At 57.1% G+C, this 26,196-nt stretch carries 24 protein-coding genes, 1 tRNA gene and 1 pseudogene; 8 read left to right on the top strand and 18 right to left on the bottom strand.

Annotation, left to right across the window (positions count from 1 at the left end; genetic code table 11):
* Positions 1-159 precede the first annotated feature (159 nt).
* Both ACYQ15_RS02355 and ACYQ15_RS02360 read right to left on the bottom strand, forming a co-directional pair.
* Positions 160-784, bottom strand: a pseudogene (locus tag ACYQ15_RS02355) (ISAzo13-like element transposase-related protein); the annotation flags it as partial.
* A 181-nt stretch (positions 785-965) separates the two neighbouring features.
* Positions 966-1,181, bottom strand: a complete 216-nt coding sequence (locus ACYQ15_RS02360; RefSeq protein WP_459935920.1) for a hypothetical protein — start codon at positions 1,179-1,181, stop codon at positions 966-968.
* Positions 1,182-1,497: 316 nt separating this feature from the next.
* Here ACYQ15_RS02360 and ACYQ15_RS02365 point away from each other — a divergent pair, with 316 nt between their 5' ends.
* From ACYQ15_RS02365 to ACYQ15_RS02395, 7 genes are all read left to right on the top strand, one after another.
* Complete coding sequence (locus tag ACYQ15_RS02365) at positions 1,498-1,782, top strand: hypothetical protein (protein WP_459935921.1); 285 nt, start codon at positions 1,498-1,500, stop codon at positions 1,780-1,782.
* Positions 1,783-2,213: 431 nt separating this feature from the next.
* A complete protein-coding gene (locus ACYQ15_RS02370) occupies positions 2,214-3,794 on the top strand; it encodes an ATP-binding protein (RefSeq protein WP_459935922.1) in 1,581 nt (526 codons plus the stop codon).
* 57 nt (positions 3,795-3,851) lie between these two features.
* A complete protein-coding gene (locus tag ACYQ15_RS02375; protein WP_459935923.1) occupies positions 3,852-5,171 on the top strand; it encodes a hemolysin family protein in 1,320 nt (439 codons plus the stop codon).
* 474 nt (positions 5,172-5,645) lie between these two features.
* Positions 5,646-6,449: a type III pantothenate kinase gene (locus ACYQ15_RS02380; protein ID WP_459935924.1), complete on the top strand. Its 804-nt coding sequence runs from the start codon at positions 5,646-5,648 to the stop codon at positions 6,447-6,449.
* Entirely contained in the window at positions 6,446-7,753 is a 1,308-nt protein-coding gene (eno, locus tag ACYQ15_RS02385; protein ID WP_459935925.1) for a phosphopyruvate hydratase, read from the top strand. The genes ACYQ15_RS02380 and eno overlap by 4 nt, the downstream gene beginning before the upstream one ends.
* Positions 7,753-8,619, top strand: coding sequence for a bifunctional methylenetetrahydrofolate dehydrogenase/methenyltetrahydrofolate cyclohydrolase FolD (folD, locus tag ACYQ15_RS02390; RefSeq protein WP_459935926.1), 867 nt, complete (start codon positions 7,753-7,755; stop codon positions 8,617-8,619). The genes eno and folD overlap by 1 nt, the downstream gene beginning before the upstream one ends.
* Entirely contained in the window at positions 8,613-8,909 is a 297-nt protein-coding gene (locus ACYQ15_RS02395) for a hypothetical protein (protein WP_459935927.1), read from the top strand. The genes folD and ACYQ15_RS02395 overlap by 7 nt, the downstream gene beginning before the upstream one ends.
* Here the strand turns inward: ACYQ15_RS02395 and ACYQ15_RS02400 are convergent.
* The 13 genes from ACYQ15_RS02400 to ACYQ15_RS02460 all read right to left on the bottom strand — a co-directional run bounded on the left by ACYQ15_RS02400 (position 8,893) and on the right by ACYQ15_RS02460 (position 22,846).
* Entirely contained in the window at positions 8,893-9,240 is a 348-nt protein-coding gene (locus ACYQ15_RS02400; protein WP_459935928.1) for a hypothetical protein, read from the bottom strand. The genes ACYQ15_RS02395 and ACYQ15_RS02400 overlap by 17 nt on opposite strands.
* Position 9,241: 1 nt before the next feature.
* A complete protein-coding gene (locus tag ACYQ15_RS02405; RefSeq protein WP_459935929.1) occupies positions 9,242-9,850 on the bottom strand; it encodes a DUF8043 domain-containing protein in 609 nt (202 codons plus the stop codon).
* A gap of 42 nt (positions 9,851-9,892) precedes the next feature.
* Positions 9,893-11,506 (bottom strand): glycosyltransferase family 9 protein, encoded by a 1,614-nt coding sequence (locus tag ACYQ15_RS02410; RefSeq protein ID WP_459935930.1) that lies wholly within the window; start codon positions 11,504-11,506, stop codon positions 9,893-9,895.
* A 10-nt stretch (positions 11,507-11,516) separates the two neighbouring features.
* Positions 11,517-12,098, bottom strand: coding sequence for a Fe-S-containing hydro-lyase (locus ACYQ15_RS02415; RefSeq protein WP_459935931.1), 582 nt, complete (start codon positions 12,096-12,098; stop codon positions 11,517-11,519).
* Positions 12,062-12,901: a fumarate hydratase gene (locus ACYQ15_RS02420; protein ID WP_459935932.1), complete on the bottom strand. Its 840-nt coding sequence runs from the start codon at positions 12,899-12,901 to the stop codon at positions 12,062-12,064. Before ACYQ15_RS02420 ends, ACYQ15_RS02415 begins: the two co-directional genes overlap by 37 nt.
* A gap of 10 nt (positions 12,902-12,911) precedes the next feature.
* Positions 12,912-13,658, bottom strand: a complete 747-nt coding sequence (locus ACYQ15_RS02425) for a fumarate reductase iron-sulfur subunit (RefSeq protein WP_459935933.1) — start codon at positions 13,656-13,658, stop codon at positions 12,912-12,914.
* A gap of 286 nt (positions 13,659-13,944) precedes the next feature.
* Positions 13,945-15,783 (bottom strand): fumarate reductase flavoprotein subunit, encoded by a 1,839-nt coding sequence (locus ACYQ15_RS02430; protein WP_459935934.1) that lies wholly within the window; start codon positions 15,781-15,783, stop codon positions 13,945-13,947.
* 348 nt (positions 15,784-16,131) lie between these two features.
* Complete coding sequence (locus tag ACYQ15_RS02435) at positions 16,132-16,782, bottom strand: succinate dehydrogenase/fumarate reductase transmembrane subunit (RefSeq protein ID WP_459935935.1); 651 nt, start codon at positions 16,780-16,782, stop codon at positions 16,132-16,134.
* 695 nt (positions 16,783-17,477) lie between these two features.
* A complete protein-coding gene (locus ACYQ15_RS02440) occupies positions 17,478-18,281 on the bottom strand; it encodes a tetratricopeptide repeat protein (RefSeq protein ID WP_459935936.1) in 804 nt (267 codons plus the stop codon).
* A gap of 11 nt (positions 18,282-18,292) precedes the next feature.
* Positions 18,293-19,426 (bottom strand): glutamine-hydrolyzing carbamoyl-phosphate synthase small subunit, encoded by a 1,134-nt coding sequence (gene carA / locus ACYQ15_RS02445; RefSeq protein WP_459935937.1) that lies wholly within the window; start codon positions 19,424-19,426, stop codon positions 18,293-18,295.
* A gap of 188 nt (positions 19,427-19,614) precedes the next feature.
* Positions 19,615-20,370, bottom strand: coding sequence for a 3-deoxy-manno-octulosonate cytidylyltransferase (kdsB, locus tag ACYQ15_RS02450; protein ID WP_459935938.1), 756 nt, complete (start codon positions 20,368-20,370; stop codon positions 19,615-19,617).
* Positions 20,367-21,671 carry a homoserine dehydrogenase gene (locus ACYQ15_RS02455; protein WP_459935939.1) on the bottom strand — a complete coding sequence of 435 codons (1,305 nt, stop codon included), beginning with the start codon at positions 21,669-21,671 and terminating at the stop codon, positions 20,367-20,369. Before ACYQ15_RS02455 ends, kdsB begins: the two co-directional genes overlap by 4 nt.
* On the bottom strand, positions 21,656-22,846 hold the full coding sequence (locus tag ACYQ15_RS02460; RefSeq protein WP_459935940.1) for an aminotransferase class I/II-fold pyridoxal phosphate-dependent enzyme: 1,191 nt from the start codon (positions 22,844-22,846) through the stop codon (positions 21,656-21,658). Before ACYQ15_RS02460 ends, ACYQ15_RS02455 begins: the two co-directional genes overlap by 16 nt.
* Before the next feature lie 279 nt (positions 22,847-23,125).
* Here ACYQ15_RS02460 and ACYQ15_RS02465 point away from each other — a divergent pair.
* Positions 23,126-23,220: transfer RNA gene (locus tag ACYQ15_RS02465), tRNA-Ser, on the top strand.
* Positions 23,221-23,437: 217 nt separating this feature from the next.
* On the opposite strand, the gene ACYQ15_RS02470 is transcribed toward ACYQ15_RS02465, so the two are convergent.
* From ACYQ15_RS02470 to ACYQ15_RS02480, 3 genes are all read right to left on the bottom strand, one after another.
* Positions 23,438-23,815, bottom strand: coding sequence for a c-type cytochrome (locus ACYQ15_RS02470; protein ID WP_459935941.1), 378 nt, complete (start codon positions 23,813-23,815; stop codon positions 23,438-23,440).
* Positions 23,816-23,824: 9 nt separating this feature from the next.
* Complete coding sequence (locus ACYQ15_RS02475) at positions 23,825-25,144, bottom strand: ferredoxin reductase family protein (protein WP_459935942.1); 1,320 nt, start codon at positions 25,142-25,144, stop codon at positions 23,825-23,827.
* A 341-nt stretch (positions 25,145-25,485) separates the two neighbouring features.
* Positions 25,486-26,073: a TVP38/TMEM64 family protein gene (locus tag ACYQ15_RS02480; RefSeq protein ID WP_459935943.1), complete on the bottom strand. Its 588-nt coding sequence runs from the start codon at positions 26,071-26,073 to the stop codon at positions 25,486-25,488.
* Between the last annotated feature and the right edge of the window lie 123 nt (positions 26,074-26,196).

A 26,196-nucleotide genomic window follows, 5' to 3' on the forward strand; every position in this document is an offset into this window, starting at 1 on the left:
CGTAAGATGAGCAGCTACTTGGTGAGGCCGAGAAATTCTAAGCCTGTGCCCGTACCAAGTTATAAAAGTTGTATCGAGATTGTTTAAATGAACAGTATTGGCCTTAAGGCCACGGGACTGACCTCTTCTTGAATATTCGCCAACATGGACGGTCGCTTTCGTATCCATACTGATTCGCAACGTTGCAGGGTCCGCATCGGCCATCATATTCACCTCCCTGACGTTTGCGAAGATCGCATCGGTATCTGCCGTTTTTTTTAACCTTTGTCTTTTCAACTGTGCGTAACCGATAACCGTGGCGCTCCAAAATGTTAGAAATTGTCCGCATGGTCGGCAATGCCTCTTCAGACCAGCCCTTTTCCAGCAAAGCGCCATATACTGTTTTTGCCGTCATGTTCGTATACAACAGCGTTGTTCGTAAATGTGATTCAGATTGGCAGTGAGGCTCCATGATTTCACGAATATCAGCAAGCAATTCAGGTTCTCTCTCCTCTGCCTTGGGCCTTTTCCGAGTAGAGATGTCATTCAAACATAAAAGCCCCGTTCGAAGTTCGTTCATGCCTAATTCGACCACGGAACGTCCCCAGCCAAATGCTTCTTCGGCGGCACGATGCTTGCCTTTGAGGAGCGATAAGGTCACATCTGCCATTGCTTGCCGTCGCAGGGGCCAAGGGATTAAGTTAACCAGGCGAGAGATTAAGGGTACGACTTGTTCAGGAACCTTGTTTTGTGTCAACGTCGATGTCTTCATGCATTGCACCTCTTTGGTTGAGATTGGTTGCATGAAAACATCATAAACGGTAATTTAGTATTTTCCAAGTCCCTGAGTATTCAAATCAGGACTGAAGAGATCGGTTTGCATGGTTTGCAATGTCGGCAAAAGAGCGCCCTTGACCTCCGGATTTTTCTTGAGAGCCTTTTTGTAAGCCCTCTTGAAGCTTGAGGTCCAAAAGAGTTCCCTCACATCAGTCATCATCGCTCTCCAGGTAACGAGCCAGATCCTCGGCACTGCCGCACATCATTTTTCCGGAAGCGAATTCCTGATCCGCCATGCGGGCCTGCTCCGCAATGCGACTTCGTTCTTCTTCAATGGTCCTTTTCCTAATGATATCGATCAGGGTCAGCCTTGTTTCATAAGGCAAGGACATAGCCTGATCAATAACGGCATCAAGGTGCTGCATGGCGTAACTCCTGGTGAAATTTTTCCGTTACATCAAGTGCTGCAAAAAAAAAAAATATTGCATGGTTAGAGATTATTTTCAATCAAACTCCGGATTGAAGCCCTCACGGTAGTTCCCAAAACAGCTGATAATTCTTCAGGGGGTTGATCTTGCTCCCAATTTTGTTCCTGCATTCGAGAGCGGCAACCACGCCCTGATTTTCGTGCCCTGTCTGCGTCAGGAGCAAGTCAAGCAGCAGATTGGTCGCGATCTGAAGGAACCAGCCGTTCGAATATTTCAAAAAATGTCCCGTGCCTCAACATTCAAGGACCACATCATGCAACACCCCCGATCCATTCCCCTGGCCTTGGCCCTGACCCTGTTGCTCCTGCTCCCCGCCCCCCTCTCCCACGCCTGGTACCCACTCAACGACACCGGCATCCAGTTTTGCGGCGAAGCCTCCTGGGGCAACAACGAACCCTGTACGGGCAATGAGCCACCGGGCCAGGACGCCCACTCCGGGCGGGACGCTCTGGCCAGGGTGGGCGGCCTGCAGCCCAAGGTCGGCTTGGGCATGGCCTGGTTTGATTTCACCAAGATCTCCAACAGCGGAAACCCGTAGCCTGAAGACGCCGCATTGGGCAGCGATCCGGATGACTGGGCCTGCACCCTGAACAATGTCACGGGCATGATGTGGGATTGAAAGTGGACGACGCCTCCCACCTCCGGCACAAGAACCACACCTACACCTCGTATTTCGCCCAAGGTAGCCCAGCCCTTGGCTGCCCAACCCTGGGCTGGGTTACATAGCCTCGTTGAGGCATGAGCCGGTCATCATAACCGTACCCTGTTGATATACCTGTCCGAAACGCATAAAGAGCCAAGCTCTTATGAAACTCGTACTTCATGGCAACTCAAAACAGTCTTCGCGCACCCCGTGACCGAAACTTGATCAAGGCCAATAAAACCGGCAATCTTCAAAGGCATGGTTCAGTACGCTGCGCAAACCGGCAACCGTCCATCTTTTGCCTCGATACGTCACAGGAGCCCATCATGCCCAGACTCCCCAACCTGCCTGTCGGCAAATCCTCTTTTGAAAGCATCCGCGAAAACAAGGATCTCTACGTGGATAAGACCCGATGGATCCACCAGATGGCCAGCCAAGGGGAGTACTACTTTCTGTCCCGGCCCCGGCGCTTCGGCAAATCCTTGACCGTGTCCACGCTACGCTGCCTGTTCGAGGGCCGACGGGAACTGTTTGAGGGCTTGTGGATCGCGGAGCACGGGGAGTGGGATTGGCGGGAGCATCCGGTGATCCTGCTGGATTTCAACGGGATCAGCCATGAGACTCCGGACATGTTGACGGCCAGCCTGCACGAGCACATCGGCCTGATCGCACAAGCCAACGACATACCGCTTCAGACCACGATGCTCAAAGGGCAGTTCATGGAACTGATCATCGCCCTGCATCAAAAGACCGGCCAGAAAGTCGTGATCCTTGTCGACGAATACGACAAGCCGCTCATCGATCACTTGGGCAAGGGCGAGAAGGAACTAAACATTGCTAAGGGCAACCGTGACAAACTGAAACAGTTTTTTGGGGTGATCAAGGAAAGCAACGTGGCCGACGTCCTGCGTTTCGTGTTCATCACCGGGGTCTCCAAGTTCAGCCGGGTGTCCATCTTTTCGGAGCTGAACAATCTCACGGACCTGACCATGAGCCGCCATTACGCGGAAATGCTCGGCTACACCCAGGAGGAATTGGAAACCCGCTTCGCGGAGTACGTGGCCCGTTTCGCACGGGAGACCGGCCAGACGACCCAAGAAATATGGGACATGCTGCGGTTGATGTACAACGGGTACCGCTTTTCCGAACGGGATGTGCGCGTTTACAATCCCTTTTCCGTCCTGGGCGCTCTTCAGGAACAGGCTTTCCGCAACTACTGGTTCGAGACCGGGACCCCGACGTTCCTGGTCAACCTGCTCCGGGAGGAGAACTGGTATCTGCCGCGGATCGAGAACATGCAGGCCACGGTGAGCATGTTCAGCACCTACGATCTGGAGAACCTCCAGCCCGAAGCCCTGTTGTTTCAGACCGGCTACGTGACCATCAAGGATATCGACTACGGCCTCTATTATTTCGACTATCCCAACCAGGAAGTGAAGACCGCCTTCCTGGAGATGCTGCTGCACTCTCTCACTCAGGGCCTGCCTCAATCTTTCCGGTTCAGGATGCTGGCCAAATATTTGCACCAGGATGACCTGCCCGCCTTCATGGACACGGTGGCGGCCATCTTCAAGGACCTCGCCTACACCCTGGAAACCAAACGCGACGAGGCCTATTTCCATACGGTGTTCTACCTGATGGTCAGCGCCTCCGGCGTGGACGCCCGCAGCGAGGTGCTGACCAGCGACGGCCGGATCGACCTGGTGATGCACGTGGCAGAGCGGATCTACATCATTGAGTTCAAGTGCAACCAGAGCGCGGACGCGGCCTTGGCCCAGATCAAGGACAAGGGCTACGCCCTGGCTTATCGAGGTCTTGGCAAGCAGATCATCCTGCTGGGGATCAGCTTTGACACGGGGAAGCGCAATGTGAGCGAGTGGAGTGTGGAGGAGGACAGTCCGGAATGATTTTCTGTCTCCGGAGCACAATACCGACTTCAGCGTGCTGCCCGAACAGGAGGTCACGTGTCCTACGCCTCACTTGAAGCCGTTTTTATTCTGATCCTGATTCTGGTCAACGGCTTTTTCGCCATGTCCGAGATGGCGTTGGTGGCGGCGCGCAAGGCCCGGCTGGAGGCCCAGGCTGACAAGGGACGCCACAGGGCCCGCGTGGCGTTGCTGCTGAAGAACAAAATGGACAAGTTTCTGTCCACGGCCCAGATCGGGATCACCATGGTGGCGATTTTGACCGGGGCCGTGAGCGGAACGACCATCGCCGCCAGGGTCCAGAACTTCCTGGCCGGGTTTCCAGCCCTGGAACCCTACAGCGGACCTTTGGGGCTGGTACTGGTGGTCGTGCCCATCACATACCTGACCTTGATCCTGGGCGAGCTGGTTCCCAAGAAGTTGGCCGTGAGCTATCCGGAAAAGATGTCCGGTTTCACGGCGCCCGTGATGTATCTGCTGATGCGGCTGGCCATGCCAGCCGTGTTCGTGTTGACCGCCTCCACCAGGGCCGTGGTCCGCGTGCTGGGCATTTCGCCGCCCAGAGAACCCAAGGTGACCGAGGACGACATCCGGGCTTTGATCCGGGAGGCCGTGGTCTACGGTGAGGTGGAGCATACCGAGCGGGAAATTCTGGAGCGGGTGTTCCGACTGGACGATCTCCAGGTGGGCTCCTTGATGACGCACCACTCCAGGATCGTCTGGCTCGACCCGGACGACTCGGAGCAGGCAAACCTGGAAATAATCCTCACGCATCCCCACTCCCGTTTTCCCGTGGCTCGAAAGGAGCCGTTTCACGTTCTCGGCGTGATCAAGGCCAAGGAGTATCTGGGCGCTCGCTTGCAGGGGAAGGAAACGGGTCTGGAGGCACATTTGCACAAGCTGGAATCCGTGCCCGCGACCATGCGCGTGCTGCGTCTTCTGGAACTGTTCCGCAAGAAAGAACAGATGCATTTCGTCCTGGTGGTGGACGAATACAATGCACCCCTGGGCGTGGTCACCTTCAACGACATCCTGGAAGCCATGGTCGGGGCCGTGCCCACGGTCCAGGCGGAACCGGAACCGGCCGCGGTGCGACGGGAGGATGGATCCTGGCTCCTGGACGGTTTCATGTCTCTGGACGAGGTGCGGAACCGGCTGGGTATCGAAAGGCCGATGCGCGAAGAGGGACAGACTTTCGACAACTTGGCCGGCTTCATGCTGGCTCACGGCGGCGAACCCATGATGGGCAAGCATTTCGACTGGGAGGGCCATCGTTTTGAAATCGTGGATATGGACGGCAGGCGGATCGACAGGATACTGGTTGTTCCGCTTGACAAGGGGAGGGAAGTGATCTCGTAACTGCTCAAAAAGGTCGGCCGATGCGGTTTGCCATGCCAGGATTCCCGGCTGCGCAAGTTTCGTGATTGTAACTACTCAATAACTCCGGGCAGTGAACCATAGAAAAAACACCTGGACCCCGGCCTGCGCCGGGGTGACGACCGAGAGAACTCGCTTTCGAGATACTCCACTCCGTCATACCGGCCCAGGCCGGCGCGTTCCGCTATCCAGGCAGCACGGATCCGCGGTGGTTGGTTGCCCTGCCTTATTGAGCAGTTACTCGTGATTCAGCTAGGGGGACCACGCTCCAGCCGGGGCTTTGTCCTGAGTGCGTTGCACCGCTGAAGCACTGGGATGCGGTGCCCCAGGATTAACCCGTTGGTCGAAAGTTTTCGAGCAGTTACGTGATCTCCCGTCAAGCATCCGACAATCCAGGTGTTTTGTGAAAACGGCAATCTCATCCTGCAACTCGACTCAACAACCAAAGTACTGAATATGCAAAAACTTCTCCTTTTTGATATCGGCAATACAAATACGAAAATCGGCATTGCTCAGGAAGGGACGATGCTCGGCAGCTACAGTCTGCCGACCCGGTCCGAGTCCACGGCAGATGCATGGGGACTGCAAATTCTGCAGATTCTTCAGCTGCACAGACTCTATCCGGATGATCTGTCCGGATGGATAATCTGTTCGGTGGTCCCGCCGGTCAGCGCTCTGGTGCGCACGGCTGGAGAGCGCTTTTGCGGATGCCCCGTACTCTTCGTGCCGGAAGACATGCCTGTGTCCCTGGAAAATCATTATGCCAGACCCCATGAAGTCGGAGCTGATCGTCTGGTGGCCGCATTTGCCGCCAGGCGCCTTTTTTCAAGTACTTCGCTGATCGTCGTGGACTTTGGTACGGCGACCACCTTTGACTGTGTTCAGGATAACGCCTATCTTGGCGGATTGATTTGCCCGGGAATTTATTCTTCCGCCGCGGCCCTGGCCTCAAAAACCGCCAAACTGCCCACCATTTCCGTTGATGGTGTCGAAGCAGAACCCAAAATTGGCCAAAATACCTCGGAAAGTCTGCGCCAAGGCATGGTTTTCGGGTTTGCATCCCTGGTGGAAGGTCTCTGCGGGCGTTTGAAGCCGCTGCTGACCCCGCCCGTTGCCGTTGTGGTCACCGGCGGACCGGCAAAGGCCATGACCGGCATCACTATGGGCATTGATCATCACTGCCCGGACTTGTTGATGCAGGGCCTCTTGATGACATACCGCGATCACGCACACATGTTACGAAAAGGAGTACAAGTATGAGCAGCACTATTGTCGGCGTTTGGGCCAGAGAGATCCTTGACTCTCGCGGCAATCCCACTGTTGAGGTGGAAGTCTCCCTCGAGTCTGGAGCCACCGGCCGTTCCGCGGTGCCCTCCGGTGCGTCCACCGGCTCCCGTGAAGCCCTGGAAATGCGGGACAATGACGCTCGCCGCTATGCCGGAAAGGGTGTGATGACCGCCGTGGAGCATGTGCGAGAGGAGATAGCGGACACGATTGTAGGACTTGATGCCTTGAGTCAGCTCAAGGTGGATCAGGTTCTGCTTGATCTTGATGGAACCGAAAACAAGTCCCGTCTGGGCGCAAATGCGATACTGGGTGTTTCCATGGCCACGGCCCGGGCCTCGGCAAATTATCTCGGACTGCCGCTGTTTCAATACCTGGGCGGAGTGAATGCCAAAATTCTGCCGGTTCCGATGATGAACATTCTCAATGGTGGAGCGCACGCCCCCAACAATCTGGACATTCAGGAATTCATGATCCTGCCCCTGGGCGCTCAATCCTTCTCCGAAGCCCTGCGCATGGGCGCGGAAACGTTTCACGCCCTGAAAAGCATTTTGGTCAAGGACAAACACATCACGTCAGTGGGCGACGAAGGCGGCTTTGCTCCGAACCTGAAGAGCCACAAGGAGGCTTTTCAGTACATCATCCGGGCCATTGAAGCCGCCGGATACCAGCCTGGAATCGAGATCGCCCTGAGCATCGACGCCGCGGCATCGGAATTCTACAAGGACGGCAAGTACCGGCTGACGGGAGAAAATCTCGAGCTGTCCTCGGAAGAACTCATTGACTATTACAGCCAGTTCACTGCCGAGTTTCCGCTCATCTCCATCGAGGACGGTCATGCCGAAGGCGACTGGGACGGCTGGCGGAAAATGACCCTGGCCTTCGAGGACCGGATCCAGATTGTTGGCGACGACATTTTTGTGACCAACCCGGACATTCTGGCCGAAGGCATCCAGGAGGGCATTGCCAATGCCATTCTGATCAAGCTGAACCAGATCGGCACGGTCACCGAAACCCTGGACACCATAGAAATGGCCAAGGCGGCTTCATACGGTACGGTCATCTCTCACCGCTCCGGCGAGACCGAGGACGCCTTCATCGCGGATCTGGCAGTGGGCTTGAATGCCGGACAGATCAAGACCGGCTCCTTGTGCCGCAGCGATCGGCTGGCCAAGTACAATCAATTGCTGCGCATCGAAGAGGTGCTGGAAGAGCAGGGCGCATACTTCGGCCCGAGCATGATCGCACAGTGGCTGGATGAGGAACCGGGAGAGAATTGATGGCCGTATTGGTGCTGGACGGCAAGAAAACAGCCGCGGACATCCGTTTGGAGCTGCAGCGGGAAGTGGCCGATTTGGCCGCTTCCCGCGGTTTTTTTCCCGGGTTGGCCGTGATTCTCGTCGGAGAGGACCCCGCATCCCAGGTCTATGTCCGCAACAAGGAACGGGCCTGTGCCGAGGTGGGCATCGCCTCCCGCAGTCTGCGTCTGCCCGGGGATGTCTCCCAGGATCATCTGGAAGGCCTGATTCGGGATCTGAACGCGGACGAACAAATCCACGGAATCCTGCTGCAATTGCCTTTGCCTGGAGGGCTCAAGGCCCAGCGTTGCCTGGAATTGATTGCTCCGCAAAAGGACGTGGACGGATTTCACCCCGAGAATATGGGGCGATTGACCCTGGGACTGCCCGGTCTGCGGCCCTGCACGCCCGCGGGGATTCTGGAACTGCTCGCCCGCCATGACCTGAGCGTTGCCGGAAAAAAGGCCGTAATCGTCGGGCGCAGCAATATCGTGGGGAAACCGTTGGCGATGATGCTGGCTCAGCCGGACTCCCGGGGCAATGCCACGGTGACGCTGTGCCACTCCCGTACACCGGACCTAGCCGCGGAAATGCGCCGGGCGGATTTTCTGTTCCTGGCCGTTGGCCGTCCGCGGTTCGCGACTACGGAAATGGTTGCTCCCGGAGCCGTGGTGGTGGATGTGGGCATCAACCGCACGGACCAGGGACTCGTGGGAGATGCGGATTTTTCCTCGCTGCTGGGGACGGTCTCAGCCATCACGCCCGTGCCCGGCGGCGTCGGTCCAATGACGATTGCCCAGTTGCTGGGCAATACGGTCCAGGCATATCGAGCAGCCGTCCCTTGTTGAAGATCCGGGGGATGAAATCGGTTCGCTTCCAGCAACTGCTTCAGCGTGTCCGAGAAAAATTGGTCAGGATACCGGCCCTCGCCGGTATGGCTGAACTTGCAAAGGACATGGTATCATACGATACGGAATTTCGGCGTCATTCCGACGTCATTCCGGTGAAAGCCGGAATCCAGTACTCGCGAGTGACCACACAGGTATGTGCTGAATACTTGCCGCTTCCATTTCATTTCCCGTTTCAAAAAGTCATCTTTCCTGGAACAACCCGAATGATCGTCAACCTGTTTTATTGATGAATCTCGCTTCCTGCGCGGAGGACATGCCGCCGCGGTAGCCCGAGAAACCCTGGCCTTTCTTGCGGGTGCGGATCAGGTCTTCCTTGAGCAGTTTGTGCAGGCGGCGGGCTTCCGTGTTGACCATGGAATGAACGGTCCGCAATTTTTCCATCTTGTCCAGGAAGACCTCCGGCGATACACGTCCCCTGCCCTGCCATGCCATATCCAGGAGGCGGCCCCGGTCGTTGGCCAGGGCTTCAGCCTCTTCGATATTTCCTTCCACGAGCATGTTCAGTTCCATCTTGCCCAGGTCCAGGGCCTCATCCAGACAGGACTCGATTGACTGCATCTTAATTCTCCCGAATGGACTTGCGCACATCCTCACGCAGTTGGGCGACGATGCTTTTCCAGCGCTCAACCAAGGGGTGGAACTCATATTCCAGCAGGTCGGACAGCAGGATCCAGTCTTCGTTTTCCTGGACTTCCATCATTTCCGTGAACAGTTCGGACAACTCATTGATGGCTGTTTCGAACTGAGGATTTCTGGTCAGGGAAAACTCGTCCCGCAAGGCGCCGATCATGCTCAAAAAGTCCCGGGTCACATCCAAAAGATCCTGGTACATTTCCAAGGCTTCGGCGTCGTCGGCCCGGCGGAACAGGTCGGCGATCTGTTTTGACCCCTCGCTCATCAGACGGATGACCTTGTACAGTTCCCGCGCGATGTTCACACCCATTTCCGGAACGCCCATGGTCTTGATTTCCACCTTCTGAATGTCGCGGCAATCCACGTCTTCAGCCTGATGGGGATAAATTTCCGAGAACGCCTCGTCATTGACCAGGACGTCGGTCACAATGCGGTTGTCCAGATGCTCCATGCTCATCAGGCCGACGAGCAACTCGTCCAGGTTGGTGAAGTTGGTGATGTTGAAATCAGATTTTTGCCCGTCGATAATGATCATTGCGAAAACCTCCTTGAGGGTGGCGGATTTGTTTCGCAATATTCAATTTTCATGCCGATTGTTTTGGCTTTCGAACATGGTCTTCCAGGCCTGCGTCAAGGCGAGGTAGCGGCGGGTGAGATGGAGGATATCGGCGAGGTTGCGGCCCTGGTCCTGGGACTCCGTGAGCCACAGGCGGCCAAGTACGGTAAAATATGCATCGTTTTGCCAATGGGACTGGAGGCGTTCCCAATATGCCAGAAATTTTTGCTTTACCTTTTCCATGGGGTTGGCGGCCAGGACCTGGGCCTGGCTTTCCAGGATGCGCAACAAGGCGATGCCTTGATCCAGGGATGACCGTATTTCGTCGCGTTGCGCAACCGGAAGCACAGGCAAACCGCTGGGAGGATGGATGACGGAGCATCGGTCAAGAAATTGACGATAAAAGTGACGCTGGATGCGGATCCACTGGGTGCGCAAGTTCTCTTCCTGCCCCGAGAGGGACTCCAGATCCAGGTATCCGTGCTCATCGCGACAGGTCAGCCAGGCTCGGACCCGTGTTGCATCCGAACTGGGAGAGGAGGCAGGCGAAAGTCGTTCCCTATCCGGGATGAGAAGGTGGTCGCAAATCATTTGGAAAACGTGGTCGGGCGTGATTTCCCAGCGACATTTTTCCTGATGCGGGCATGTGGCTCCGAATGCGCAGGGATGGCAGGCCAGGTTCGGCTCCAGGCAAATGCTTCCCGCATGGTAGGGGCCGGTATCCCATGGCTGGGCCGTGGCCAGAAAAATGGCGGCAATGGGGCGATGCAGGCCGGCTGCCAAATGCATGGTGCCGGTATCGTTGGTGACGAGAAGATCGGCATGGCAGAGCACGGCGGCCAATTCAGGCAGGGAAGTGCGCCCGACAAGGTCGATAAACGGGGCTGCGGCATGCCTGGCATATCCTTCAGCCAGGGGCCTCTCGCCGGAGGCGCCCAGCAGAACGGGGCACAATCGGAAGTGATCCCAGAGCATCGTGCCGAGCTGGGCAAAATATTCCCACGGCCACTGCCTGCGGGGTTCGCTGGCGCCGGGTTGCAGGGCCACGAAGCCGCGGCACTCCGGCTTGGCGTCCTCGGGGATCTTTGCCGTCAAGATGCCGTGGATGCGCTCCATGACCTCAGGCCCCGGCCGGACCAGGTCGAGATCCCGGCGGCGAACCGGGAGATCCGCGCTGCGCAGCATCAGGTCCACTAGGTTGAAGGGGCTGCACCCGCGGTTCATGGTGGAGGTCTGAAGAAATGCGGCCCAACTGTTGCCGTAATACCCGAAGCCCTGTTCATCCAGTCCGAATCCGCCAATTGAATTGTCGTGCAGGAAGCGGGCAAGGAGCCGGGAACTTTGTATCGGCGTCAGGTTCAGGAGGGAGTGGGGGGGGAAGTCTGATTGCAGCGCCTGGCGCCAGCGCACAAGCCGATCCAGGCCGTGTGGCCAGCCGCGATCCAGACTGGACAAAAGAGCCGCACCGGGCAGGGCGAACACATGGTCCGTGCCCTTCACAAACTGGGCTGCTCCGACGAAATTGTCCAGGCAGACCAGTCCAACGCAACGCCCCTGGTCCTGAAGCCCCGCGATGACCGGCTGGGTTTGCAGCAGGTCGCCGAAGCGGGTCAGGTTCAGGATCAGGGTGTTCATCTGGGGAAAACTATATTGAAAGGTTGGGGGTGGCGTAGAGTTCGCCGCCAAAGGCGTCATTGACCACCAGGAGCGGAAAATCTCGGACGACCAGTTCGTGGACGGCTTCCGGTCCCAGGTCTTCAAAGGCGATGACCTTGGAGGTTTCAATGCGCTGGGAGAGCAGGGCTCCGGCGCCGCCGGTGGCTGCAAAATAGACGGCATTATGGCGAACCAGCGCGTCCTTGACGTCCTGGTTGCGTTTGCCCTTGCCGATGGTCGCCTTGACGCCGAGGCTGTGCAGCCGGGGGGTATAGCTGTCCATGCGATAGCTGGTCGTGGGACCGGCTGAGCCGATGGGGCGGCCCTCCGGGGCCGGTGAGGGCCCGACATAATAGATGACCGCGCCTTTCAAGGGGAACGGCAACACCGTACCGGCCTCCAGGGCCTGGATGATTTTCTTATGCGCGGCATCCCGCGCCGTGTAGATGATTCCGGAAAGCAGCACCCGGTCTCCGGCCTTGAGCTGAATCACGTCCTCGTCGCGCAGAGGCGCCCGCAATCGGTATTCCTTGTTCACAGTTCCACCTCCTCGTGGCGCGCGGAATGGCATTGAACGTTGACGGCCAGAGGCAGGCTGGCGATATGGCAGGGGGCCATGGCGATGCGCACGCCCAGACAGGTGGCATCTCCGCCCAGGCCCATGGGGCCGATGCCGAGGGCATTGATCTCCGTTAGCAACTCCTGTTCCATTTTGGCGATTTCCGGTTCAGGATGGGCTTGATTCAACGGTCGAAGCAGAGCCTGTTTGGCCAGCCTGGGGGCGAGTTCAAAAGAGCCGCCGATCCCGATGCCGAGCATGATGGGCGGGCAGGGATTGGGACCGGCTTCAGCCACCCGGGTCAGAACGAAGTCCTTGACGCCCTTCCACCCCTGGGCCGGGGAGAGCATTGTCACCCGGGACATGTTTTCGCTGCCGCCGCCCTTGGCCATGAACGAGATTTTCAAACCGTCCCCCGGCACCAGATCGACATGGATCACGGCCGGGGAATTGTCGCCGGTGTTCTTGCGGGTCAGGGGATGGCACATGGATTTGCGCAAAAGTCCGTCCTGGTAGCCGCGGATCATGCCTTCCGTGATGGCGTCACGCAATCCGGCGCCCTCCACCCGGCAGTCCTCGCCCAACTCAACAAAAAACACGGCCATGCCGGTATCCTGGCAAAGGGGCAGGCCGCTTTCCCTGGCCAAAGCGGCATTCTCCTCCAGCTGGGCCAGAATTTCCCGGCCGGCTGAAGAACTTTCCACGTCCTTGGCCCGACCAATGGCTCCAAGGACATCCTCTGGCAAAATGCGATTCGCCCGCACGACCATTTGAGCCACCTGATCCGCAATTGTCGCGGCGTTCACCGTGCGCATGATTGTTCCCCTATTTCCGCTTCCACGGCAAAAGATTCATTATTCCGGCCCAACCCATTTTCCAGCGCAACATGCCCAGTTGGTCCTGCAGCGGCAGGTGCTTGGGGCAGACGTCTTCGCAGGCCAGAAGGCCCATGCAGCCGAAAATGCCCTGATCGTTGCCGACGATATCAAAGTAGTCCTGCTCCGTTCGTTGGTCTCGAGGATCAATAACGAAGCGGGAGAGTCGATTGAGGCCTGCAGCTCCGAGAAAATCCGGACGCATGATTGCCGTGCCGCAGGCGGCGACGCAGCAGCCGCATTCAATGCACCGTTCCAGCTCGTAAATTTCTTCGGCCAAAGCATTATCCATGGGTTCTTCCTGAGCCTTGGGATCGAAGGTCTTGTCCGTATGCACCCAGGACCTGACCCGTTGCGCCATGTTCCGGAACCACGTCCCGGTGTCCACGGAGAGATCGCCCACAAGCGTAAAAAAGGGAAGAGGCATCAAGGTGATGTTTTCCGGAAGGTCCTTGGTTTTGGTGTGGCAGGCCAATCCCGGACGGCCATTGATGACCATGGCGCAGGCGCCGCAGATGCCGGCCCGGCAGCAGAAATCGAACTGCAACCCCGGATCCTGTTCCTCTCGAATCCTGTTCAGGGCGATGAACAGGGTCATGTGGCTGGTTTCATCCAGTACGAACGTGTCCGTGTGGGGAGTGGAAATGGGATCCTGGGGATTGTACCGGAAAATGGAAAAGGTCAGATTCCTGGCCATGCGATTCCTCTTTTGCGTGATATGAACGGTCCAACAAATGACAAAAAACGCGCTCAGCCGACAAAACGCCCTGAGCCGAATCGTGAACGTCCTGGTGCTCTTCCTCGTCCGCGTGCCGTATCAGGTCGCTTGTCGCGGAACAACTTTCGTGATTTACTGCTTCAAGCCTGTCATAAAAAGTAATTGTTATCAGTTATTTGTTATCAGTTATCAGGAAAATCCAGATAACAAATAACAAATAACAAATAACTGATAACTGATAACTGGGTTGCGGGCACAGCCCGCCTTAGTGCTTTTCGGCCTTGGGCTCGGCAGTGATGATCTTGCCGCCGCCGTAGCCTCGCTCGCCGGGAGGAATGTTCCAGACCTCGGATGCGGGTTCATAGTTCAGGGTGGGCAGTGCGGCGCCCGGTTGCCAGGTGGCCAGCGTGCGCACCAGCCAGTCGCGGTCGTTGCGTTCCGGATAGTCCTCCCGGGCATGGCTGCCGCGGCTTTCCGTGCGTTGCAGCGCCCCTTGGGCCACGCAAAGCGCCAGCCGGACCATTCCCGGCAGACGCAAGGCCATGGCCAGTTCCGGGTTGGCCCCCAGTCCGTTGGAGCGCAGTTTCAACTTTCGGGCGCGTTCATGGACGCCCTGAAGGGTCTCGACGCAGACCTGAAGGTCCTTGCCGTTGCGGAAAATGCCCGCACCCTGCATCAAGGCGTCATACATGGCATTGCGGACATCAAACGTGTTTTCCCGGCCATCGCTGCCCATGATCAGCCGCTTGATCCGATCCCGCTGCCGAGCGGCAAAATCCTTCACCAGGCCGGTGGGGTAGGAAACCTGGTGGTGTTGCAGGTATTCCACCACTTTGGCTCCGATGATCATTCCGGCAACCACGGTTTCCGCCAGGGAGTTTCCCCCCAATCGGTTGAAGCCGTGCATGTCCCAGCAGGCGGCTTCGCCGGCGGAAAAGAGTCCCTTCAGGCCATAAGCCAGACCATCCTTGTTGGTTCGCACTCCGCCCATGCTGTAGTGTTGCGTGGGGCGGACAGGGATAAGGTTTTGAACCGGGTCGATGCCCAGGAAGTTTTTGCAGATTTCATCCACTTCCCGCAGCTTGGTGGCCAGGTGCGCGCAACCCAGGTGGCGGATGTCCAGCCAGAGATGTTCGCCGTAGGGGCTTTCGACCCCCTTGCCCTGGCGCATGTGGTGCGTCATCCAGCGCGATACGACATCCCGGGAGGCCAGTTCGGCCTTGTCCGGCTCATAGTCCGGCATGAAGCGATGCCCGTCCTTGTCCAGCAGCGTACCGCCGTCGCCGCGGCATCCTTCGGTGACCAGGATGTCCGTGGGCACGATGCCCGTGGGATGGAACTGGACGGCCTCCATATTGCCCAGTGGAACGACACCGGTATCCAGGGCGGCGATCAGTCCGCCACCGTCGTTGATCACGGCATTGGTGGACTCCCTGTATATCCGTCCGAACCCCCCGGTGGCGATCAGTGTGACCCGGGCCAGATAGATGCGCAGTTCTCCGGTCTTCAGGCAGCGAGCCACGGCGCCAAGACAGTTCTCGTCGTCGTGAATCAGGCTGAGAACCTCGATCTTGTCGTGCACGGCCACGCCCAGTTGTACCGCCCGGTTATCCATGGTGTAGAGAACGGTATGGCCGGTGCCGTCGGAAGTGTAGCAGGTCCGCCACTTGGCTGTTCCACCAAAGGCGCGGGCCGTGATCAGCCCCTCATTCTCTTTTTTCTCTTCCTTCTCGAAAAGTTTGCCGCCCTTGAAATAGGTGGACTTGCCGGAAACGACCCGGTTCCAGGGAACGCCCCAGGCCGCGAGCTGGCGCATGGCAATGGGCGCATTATCCACGAAGAGCCGGGCGACTTCCTGATCGCACCCCCAGTCGGAACCCTTGACCGTGTCTTCAAAATGCACGTCCGGGGAATCTCCTGCTCCCATGGCGCAGTTGCCCAGCGCCGCCTGCATGCCGCCCTGGGCCGCGGAAGAGTGTGAACGGCGCGCAGGTACGAGACTCAGGCAGGTTACATCGAAACCGGCAGCCGCGGCCTCGATGGCCACGCGTTCCCCGGCAAGACCGGCGCCGATGCACAGGAGGTCTGTTTGAAACGTCTGCATGGTTGTGTTCCTTTGGCGGATATCAGAGCTTGGTGCAAAAAGCCATTTTGCACCAAGCAGTGGTCAGTGATCAGTGATTAGTGGTCAGTAAATCAACATGTTGCCGGAAGTTCACAAGGTTGTGGATTCAATCCTCGGACTTTTTGCAGTGGCCTCATATCAGATGACGAAGTCGCTTATGCAATCAATGACTGAAACTGGGTGTTGGAGTTTGCAAAGGCGGTCAGGCATGTTCGTCTGGTGGTGCATCCCGAGTTTGATCGCAAGACAATGCCGAACCCGTGGAATCGCAAACGGCGCACCTAAAGCTGGATTTTACCGACAGGACCATCTCGACGGGACAAGCTCTTAAATGGCCAGGAAATAGAAACGCAACAGCGCCATCAGGCCGATAAAGATGAACACACCTGTTACTACAAGTTCAAAGCGCTGCATTCCGGCCCGCTTGTCGCGCCTGATAAAGCCCCATTTTACCGCGATGCGATACAGGCCGATGCCCACATGCAATTCCACAAGGGGCAGCAGGACTAGGTAGAACCCCATCCAGAAGCCACCCTGGATGCGGGCGGCGCTTTTGGCGGCGGTGATGGGCAGGTCCGTAAGCACCACCCACATGTGGATGGATCCCATGATCAGGATGATCATCGCCGTAACCACCTGTACAAGCCAAAGCCAGGTATCCCGGTGGGCGAGCATTCGCGAATGCTTCCATATTCTGGACTGTTGATCGGCCTGAAACGGGATCTTGCGCGCGGCGAGCATGAAATGGAGGAGGAAGATCAATCCGATGATCGGACCGCCGATCTGAGCCATGTAGGTGGCTTCAAAAAAATGGGCAATGGCATTCATGACCCCCGGACCGATGATCACGCTGGCTACCAGAATCATATGCGCCCACATGAACAGAATCAGCCCCGCTCCGGTGAGCATTTGCAACCAATCAAGGTACGCGGAGTTGCGTGAAGGCGCTGGTACATGGATGGCGGTATCAATGGACATTGATTTTCATCCTTTGGCGGGAAAGAGTGACCGGGATGGACTCAGCATAAAAAGTCGATCACCTAATGAGATTTTGGAGCCATTGTCAATGTATGCCCAAAAAATCAGCTCACAACTCATCCGTTGCTCAATGTATCTTGAGCTCTGTCAGAGTTGTTGTTTTGGGATGTAACTATTCAGCACACACTCTGTAGTCACTCGCCAGAGCTGGATTCCGGCTTTCGCCGGAATGACGTATCATACCACGTCCTTTCCAAGTTAAGTCATACCGGCGAAAGCCGGTATCCAGTCCGATTTTCTTGGATGAGCTGAATAGTTACGGCTGAATTTTGATTTTTCAACCCAAAACCTTGTCAAGCTTTTTGTTCATTATTTTGAAAATATTTTTGAGCTGAGTAGTTACTTTGGGATTTTGTTGCATTGTCATCCGATTCCAATGTGCACAGAACGCAACGGGAGAGCAGGGGCCAGATGTAGAGGAGGATAAACCAACTTTGACCCTGTCAGGTCAGCAATGCCACAAAAGCAGGGAACAGCACTGTTCTTGTTCCGGGATCAGAATGTGCGGAGAAAAGTGAAGGGTGAAGAGGATAAGGATAAATCATGCGCGGGCATGACTGATTTATCGGCGACGCAATACATGCCTCTCACAAGCGGTCTGGAGTACGGGCAGGCACGTGATGTGCTCGCAGTGTTCAGGATTGCTTTTTGCGCAAAGCGAAATCCCGCATTTTCTGAGCGTGTTCCAACTCGGGATTGATGCTCAATGCCTTGGAGGCCGCTTCCGCGGCCTTGTCCCATTGGCAGGAGTCGATATGGACACGACCCAGATTGAAAAAAAGACGCTCGTCGTCATCAGACATTTTCAAGGCATGTAAAAAGCATTCCTCTGCTTCGGAATACTTTCGAAGTTTGCGCAACCCCATGCCGATGCGGTTCAAGATATGCACGGATTCGGGATTGTGCTCCAAGGTCTTGATCAGGTAATCAAAGGCCTTTTCGAAATGTCCGGTTTCGAGGAAGAGCTCCCCGATATCGACCTTCAACTCCATGTCATCGTGATAGTATTTTATCATCTTTTCAAACAGGTGCGATGCCTGTTCGATTTGACCTTCAGTGATCATTTGTCGGCCTTTGGCCAGCCCTTCCTGTTTCTGGCGTTCACGATCAGCCAGCAGTTTACGGGCGTCGGCCACGGCACTTTCCTGCAGTTCGCCCAGCAGTTCCCGAAGCATTCCCTGGAGCTCGGATTCGGCTCCGGGGGTGTAGCTCAACAGGATCGGATACACCTTGCGCAGGTTCGGGTCGTTGTTGAGCTTGTATACGGAGGCTTCCACGGAACGTTCAAATTCGGCGCGTTCACTCTTGATCAGAGGCGTACGGGTGATGAGACCCAAGGCGTCGTGCAAGGCCAAAACAGCGGGCAACACCTTCTCCTGTTTGAGAAGAGTGCCGATCCCCGACAATGCGGAGCGGGCCTTGATGAGTTCCGTGGACATGATGTGTCCTCCTAGTGTTTTTTGCCGAGGGTTTCGTCCAGCATGGTCACAAAACGATCAAAAAACGAGCGGCAGTCATGGGGACCCGGTCCGGCCTCAGGGTGATGTTGAACGGCCATCAATGGTTTGGTCTTGTGACGGAATCCTTCGAGGGTGTTGTCATTGAGATTGACGTGGGTCGGATGGTAGAAATCGGCAGAGCCGAAGTCCACGCAAAAACCATGGTTTTGCGAGGAAATCTCCACTCGGCCGGTTTCCAGTTCCTTGACCGGATGGTTCAGCCCGTGGTGACCGAATTTCAGCTTGTAGGTGGTGCCGCCCAGCGCGCGTCCCATGATTTGCTGGCCAAGGCAGATGCCGGCCATGGGCAGCTTGTCCGTCAATTCGGTGACGGTCTGGACGATGTCGGTCAGAGACGCCGGATCTCCAGGTCCGTTGCCCAGAAATACGGCATCCGGCCGCAGGGCCATCACTTGGTCCGTCGTGAAGGAGGCCGGGACCACCAGCAGGTCCAGCCCTTTTTCTTGGAGAATCCGCAGAATGCTCCACTTGATGCCGAAATCGAAAACCACCACCCGGTGGCCTGGTCCGGGCCAGGCGTATTTACCCTGGTCCAGGGTTACAAAACGAGGCCGGCGGCCGTCCCAGACGTATGGGCCCGGCACCTCCACGTTTTGCACCAGATTGGCGCCTTCCATGGACGGCAGGGAGCGGGCCTGGTCGATCAGTTCCTGCACCGGGACGTTTCTGGTGGAAATGATCCCTCGTTTGGCGCCGTGAATACGGATATGTCTGGTCAGAGCGCGGGTGTCGATACCTTCCAATCCGACGATTCCGGCATCCCGCAGGTAGTCCGGCAGGGACTGGGTGGCGCGCCAGTTGGATGGCTGCTTGCAGCACTCCTTGACGATCATGGCTTCCGCCTGCACGCGGTCGGATTCGACATTCTCGGGATTCACTCCGTAGTTTCCGATCAGCGGATAAGTCATGCACACCATTTGTCCGATATAGGAAGGGTCAGTGAGCACTTCCTGGTATCCGGTCATGCCGGTGTTGAAAATGACTTCTCCGCCGGCCTCGCCTTCTCCGGTAAAAGACCGGCCGGCAAACCAGGTACCGTCTTCAAGAGCTAATATCGCACGCATATTGTTTCCTCGTGGTCACTTGTTGATCATATCGTTGAGAGTCGTTGAAAAACGGGCGGTCGCGGAGCAACCGCGGCACTGACGCCGTGGGAATTACGTTTATCCAGCAATGATGGCGTGGTGTCACGCCTCAAGTGCGACAAGGCCGGACTTCCCAAGGTGGAGCATCCTGTCGGCGCTGGATTGGTTCAGGCAAATCCCAAATCCTGGAGCATGGAACAAGCCCGGGGAATGTCTTCCGGGCGGTCCACCCCGAGGGCGCCATGTTCCGTGAGCAGGACGTGAATGGGGATGGCTGCTTCCAACAGACGCAGTTGCTCCAGTTTTTCGATTTGTTCCAATTTTCCCGGCCCGAGTTCGACGAACGTGCGCAATGCACGCATCCGAAAGGCGTAAAGTCCGATGTGGCCCAGGTACGCTGCGTCGCCTTCCCTGGCGTGAGGGATGAGAGCCCGGGAAAAATAGAGTGCTCGTCCCTGGGAATCCAGCACCACCTTGACCACGTCGGGATTACGGGCCTCTTCGGCAACCACTGCCCTGGCCAAGGTGGCGACCTGTGTCCCAGGATACGTGAACGGCGCGAGCAGGCAGGAAAGCAGATCCGGGTGCAGGGCCGGTTCATCCCCCTGGATGTTCACCACGACGCTGTCTTCGGAAAGACCGAGAGCCGCGGCAGCCTCGAGAACCCGGTCCGTACCGCTGGGATGATCCGAACGGGTCATCAGCGCCGGGATGTCAAAAGCGCGCGCCGCGTCCAGGATTCGGGAATCATCCGTGGCCAGGGTAACGCTTTGCAAATCCGGGCAGCTTCGCGCCCGCTGATAGACATGCCAGAACATGGGGCGACCCAGAATGTCCGCCAGGGGCTTGCCCGGAAAGCGGGATGAAGCGAAGCGGGCCGGGATGATCCCGTGGCAGTTCGGCAGGTCGGGTTGAATGCTCATGCCGGAGATGAAAGTATCCTGTGATGCACCGTGGGCGCGGCGATAAAGCTCTGGTTGTCGATTTCGCGGATGGCCGCCTGGACATCCTGGGACTGGGCTCTGTGGGTGACGAAGACCACGGGCACGCTGCGGCCGGCGGGGGAGCCTTTCTGGACGACCTGGGCAATGCTGATGTTGCGCTGTCCAAGGACTCCGGCAATGCTTGCCAGGACCCCGGGACGGTCAAGTACGGAAAAGCGGAAGTAATGGCGTGAACTGACCAGTTCCGGAGCGAGAATGCTGGCCATGGGCAGCGATGCGTTCCGAAAGCCGGTATTGTTCGGAGTGCGGCCGTTGCGTGCCAGGTTCATGATGTCGGCGAGCACGGCGCTGCCGGTGGGCAGATCGCCGGCCCCCTGGCCGTAGAGCATGATCGGCCCCACAGCGTCGCCGTCCAGCAAAATGGCGTTGTAAGCGCCGTCCACCTTGCCCAGAATGGATTCCCGACGGACAAGGGCGGTGAAGACGCCGGCCTCCAGGAGGCCGTTGGTTTCCCGAACCTGGGCAATGAGCTTGATGCGGTAGCCGAATTCGTCGGCAAATGCGATGTCCTGCGGATCAACGTGGGTGATGCCCGTCACCGGCAGGCTGGCCAGCGGATAGTCCTGGCCGTGAGCCAGACGGATCAGCAGGATCAGCTTGTGGGCGGCGTCCATACCCTCAATGTCCAGGGTCGGATCGGCCTCGGCATAGCCCTTGACCTGGGCCTGACGCAGCGCGGACTGGAAATCCAGGCCCCGGGAGGTCATTTCGGAAAGGATGAAGTTGGCCGTGCCGTTGAGTATGCCCGTCAGAGCCTTGATCCGGTTGCCGGCAAGTCCTTCCTTGAGCGTCTGGACAATGGGGATGCCACCGGCGATGCTGGCCTCAAATCCGAGGCCGACCTGATGCTCCGCGGCCAGGGCAAAGAGTTCGTTGCCCCGGTGGGCCAACAGGGCTTTGTTGGCCGTGACCACATGCCGCCTGGAACGCAGTGCGCCGGTGATTACTTCGTATGCCGTATCCTGACCGCCCATCAATTCCACGATGATGTCCAATTCCGGATCTCCGAGCAGATCCTGTACGTCGGCGGTCAGCCTGATGGCGGCATTTTCGGGGAGATCGCGTTTCTTGGAAGGGTCGCGAACCAGGGCCGTTTTGATCTCAACGCGCCGTCCGAGGCGCTGTTCGATCCAGTCTGCGTTGGAGGCAAGAATCTTGGCCAGACCTGTTCCCACGGTGCCCAGGCCAGCAAGCCCCAGACGGATCAACTCTCCGGACATGATTCCCCCGTAATGACCTTGCGCAATCCGCGGATTGCCTGATTGATGCGGTGCCGGTTTTCCACCAGGGCGAACCGGACGTGATCGTCGCCGTAGTTCCCGAAGCCCAGGCCCGGAGAAACGGCCACCTTGCCTTCTCGTAACAGAAGTTTGGAAAACTCCACCGAGCCCATTTTGCGGAACTCTTCAGGAATCTGAACCCAGACGAACATTGTTCCCTTGGGGGAGGGGACCTCCCAGCCGATGCGGTGCAGACCTTCGATCAGCGCGTCACGACGATCCTTGTAGGTGGTGACGATTTCCTGCACGCAGTCCTGGGGGCCGTTGAGGGCAATGATCGCGGCGATCTGGACCGGCTGGAACATGCCGTAGTCCAGGTAGCTCTTGATGCGGGTCAAGGCCTGGACCATGTCCCGGTTGCCCACGCAGAATCCCACCCGCCAGCCGGCCATGGAATAGCTTTTGGACAAAGAGAAGAATTCCACGCCCACGTCCTTGGCGCCCTTGGCCTGCAGAAAGCTGGGCGCCTGGTAGCCGTCAAACGTCAGGTCGGCATAGGCCAGATCGTGGATGACGTACATCTTGTGTTCCTTGGCAAAGTCCACGATCTTTTCAAAGAAAGCCAGATCCACGCATTCCGTTGTGGGGTTGTGGGGATAGGAGATGATCAGCACCTTGGGCTGCGGCCAGGTTTGCCGGGTGGCCACAATCAAGTCCTCAAAAAAGTCGCGGTCCCGTCCGATGGGGATTCTGCGGACATCCGCCCCCGCGATGATCGCTGAAAAAGGATGGATGGGGTATGTGGGGTCCTGGGCGAAAACCACGTCGCCGGGACTGAGCATGACCATGGCCAGGTGGGCGAGGCCCTCCTTGGCGCCAAGGGTGGCCACGGCTTCCTGATCCGGATTGAGTTCGACGCCGTACCTGCGCCAATACCAGTCGCAGATGGCCAGACGGAGCTTTGGAATGCCTTTGGAAGCGGAATAACGGTGGTTGGTGGCCTTTTGCGCGGCTTCGCAAAGCTTGTCCACGATATGCTTGGGCGTGCCCAGATCCGGGTTGCCCATTCCAAGATCGATGATGTCCTCTCCTTGGTGGCGCATTCGGGCCTTGAGTTCGTTGACCACTGCGAAAACATAAGGGGGCAGTCTTTGTACGCGAGGAAATTGTTCCATGAATCGCCTGCTGTGGGTAAGATGTCCAGGGATAAACCGGTCGTGGAATGTATCTGCGAGGAGTGGTTCTGTCAAAGGCAATGTATTGCGCTGGCAGCTTACTTTTTCGTTTGGGAAACCTCTTGATGAACCATGCTTGTCACGGTCAGATAGTCCTTTCAGCCGGAATATGATAAGTAATTTTTAATTCAAGTGATGAGCTGGGAAGAAAAATGTCTGACCAAAAGGTAACTGAACTTGACCTGTGTTTGGAATTTGAGTAGGTGTCATCGTCTTTGGGGAGAGGTGGCCGAGCAGGACGAAGGCGCTCGCCTGCTAAGCGAGTATAGGGGCTAAAACCTCTATCGAGGGTTCAAATCCCTCCCTCTCCGCCAAAATATTCCCGGTTTTGAAAACCTACTCTGATTTCTGTAACCGTTCGAGCTGATGCTTGGACGGTTTTTTTTGTTTTTTTGATCCGTGGCAACTTCCTGGTTGTGCTGGGCTCGTTCGTGCTTCGAAGTTTGCGGGTTGCTTGACTTTCCGGTTTTGAGGTGATGCTTTTTTCGATTTCGATTTCGATTTCGATTTCGATGTGGGTATGGATTGAGGCTACAGAGTCTTGAGAAAGGAAATTATTTCATCCATTTCCTCCTCGGTCAGGCGATCGGCATAGGAGGGCATTTCGCCGATGGGATCCAGGAGTTGGGTGCGGACGTTCTCCTCGGTTGCCGGGCGTCCGCTGCTTGGAAGTTCATCCCGGTCGAAGAGGCCTTTCATGCCGGGGGCGAAGCCATTGCCGGCGGTGTGGATGGAGTGGCAGGCGGAACAGTCCATCGCCCTGAACAGCTCAGCTCCGCGCTCGGCCTGGGTGGTGAGATCGTTTTGGGTCGTCATCTCCGGGTTCCGGAGAAGGCCGAAACCGATGGCCGCTAAAAGCAGAAGGCCAGTCATGACGATGACCGTCCTGTTCAACACTGTCTTGCGCATGTCTTCTCCTCAATCGAGAAAGGTGAAGATTTCGTGACGGATCATCTTGTCCTGCACGCCCATTTTGCGCAGGGTCGCGATGATCGCCTCGGACATCTGAAACGGGCCGCAGACATAGAAGGCCTTGCCCTGCAGGTTGGGCCCGCAATATTTTTCGATTTTCTCCCGGTCCACGTGACCGGTCTCCCCCGCCCAATCGCTTTCAGGCTTGCTGAGGACATGCACCACTCGCAGTTGGGGACGTTCTCCGGCGGCCAGGGCAGCCAATTCTTCGCCGAAGATAATCCGTTTTGCGTTCCTGTTTGCGTAGAGCAGCACCACCGATCGGGAGTCGTTTGTGTCCCGCATATGCCGGAGCATGGCCATGAGCGGCGTGATGCCGATTCCACCGGCCAGGAAGACGAGGTCACGTTCTCCAGGGTGGACGACATAGGAAAAACGTCCAAAAGAACCATGAACTGCCGCGGTATCCCCAGGTTTGGTCAAATTGATGGTCGAGGTGAAATCGCCCACGGCCTTGATAGTGGAGCTGAGGTATTCTTTTTGGGCCGGACTGGACGAGATGGTCCAGTGGTGTTCCTCCACGGGCAAGGCCGGATCCCGGTAGAACGTCAGGAAGTGAAACTGGCCCGGCATGTAGTCGGCGATGATTTCTCCCTTGGGTGGGACCAGTTTCACGGTCCAGACGTCTTCCGCCTCTTGCACCACCTCCTGCACCAGGTAGGGCCGTTTCTGGAGAAGTCGCGGCCTGATGAACCGGTGGTAGACAAATGTCGCGGCGGCCAGGAGGAAAACGCCGACCCACAATGTCCGCAAGGCCGGGATGTGCATGTCGCTGCCGGTATACCAGGGATGGATGAAGATCAGGGCGAGAATGGCCAATGCTGAAATGTCGTGCATCAGTCGCCATTTCTCGAATTTCACGCCGAGTTTGGGCTGGGCGATGCTGAACAGCACACTGGCCGTTACCAGGAACAGCGCCGCTTTGCCCGCCATGACATACCAGGGCAGATCGAGACCGATCAGCAGTCTCCATCCCATTCCATCCACGGCGAGCAGCACGGGGTGGAGAATCAACAGGCACAGGGCGCCTACGGCAATGTACTTGTGAAAACGGATCAGGATGTCGAATCCGAACTCTTTTTCAATCCATTTGATCCGGGCCGCGAGAATGAACTGCATGGCCAGAATCATGAAACCGATCAGGCCGAGATTCCGGCCCACGTCCCGCAGCAACCCGTCGCCCTGCATCCCCAGGACGGTCACGATCCATACCGGCAGGGTTGCCAGCAAGAGGTAAAGAATGATTCTGCTCAATCCCGGGTTCATGTCGCCTCCTCAAGTGAGTGCTCACCGCATCGTCTGCTCATAATCCCTGACCATGTTTTGGTCATGGGGTTGAACCTTCCTGCCTGAAATAGCTTATCAAAGGAGGGTATTGTCGCAACATCAAAATTGCAAGGAGAAAGGTTCGGAATCAAAGTCGGAATCAAAGTCGGTATTGAAGACGGTATCGGTATCGGGGTCGGTATCGGTATCGGAGTCGGAATCGGAAGCGATACGTGTGGAGTGTATTCCAATGTATTCGATCCTGACTCCGATACCGACCCCGACCCCGATTATCGGAAGAAGAGCGCAAAACATGTTGCTGAGTTGTTCGAAGAAAGGGGCTACCGAGACTGATCCCGGGAAGATTTTGGACGGGAGCGGAGCTTCCCGCGCAGGCGCAACCAGACGTCGTAGGCCAGCCAGACGGCCAGAAGAAGCAGAATAATCTTGCCCGGCAGCTGAAACCGGCTGACCTCGTACACGGCATAGGCCTCCATGAGCAAAGCCGGAATCTTTCCGAGGGTGGAGGCCGCGGTGAAAAGTCCGAGGGAGACCTTGCCCAGGGCTGCGCCCAGGGTCGACAGCCATGCCGGGGCAAAGGGCAGCAGTCGCAGGAGAAAAATCAGCTGAAAAGCCTCCCGGCCCTGGGCATTGATCAGGGCCTTGGCCCTGGGATAGCCATCCAGGGCCTTCTGGGCAGTGGATCGAAAGCCGGCCCTGTAAATCAGAAAGGCCGTCACGGCTCCCAGTGATTCGCCCAGAAAGGATACGAAGGCTCCCATCCAGAAGCCGAACAGGATGATGTTCGCGGCGGTGATGAAGAATGTCGGAAAAATGCCGATAATCGTGGCGACGATATTCAGGCAGATGCTGATCAAGGCCGCATACATGCCGTATTGTTGCAGGAAGACGACGATGGTTTCAGTCATTTGAACGACAACCACTTGGCTTGAGCGGAAAAAAGGTTGCTTCAGAATAGACGCTTAAGCGCCTATTCACCATCATACCGCTGTTGCTGCGGTTTGGCATCGGAATCGGTATCGGAATCGGAT

This window comes from Desulfonatronum parangueonense (genome assembly GCF_054656975.1).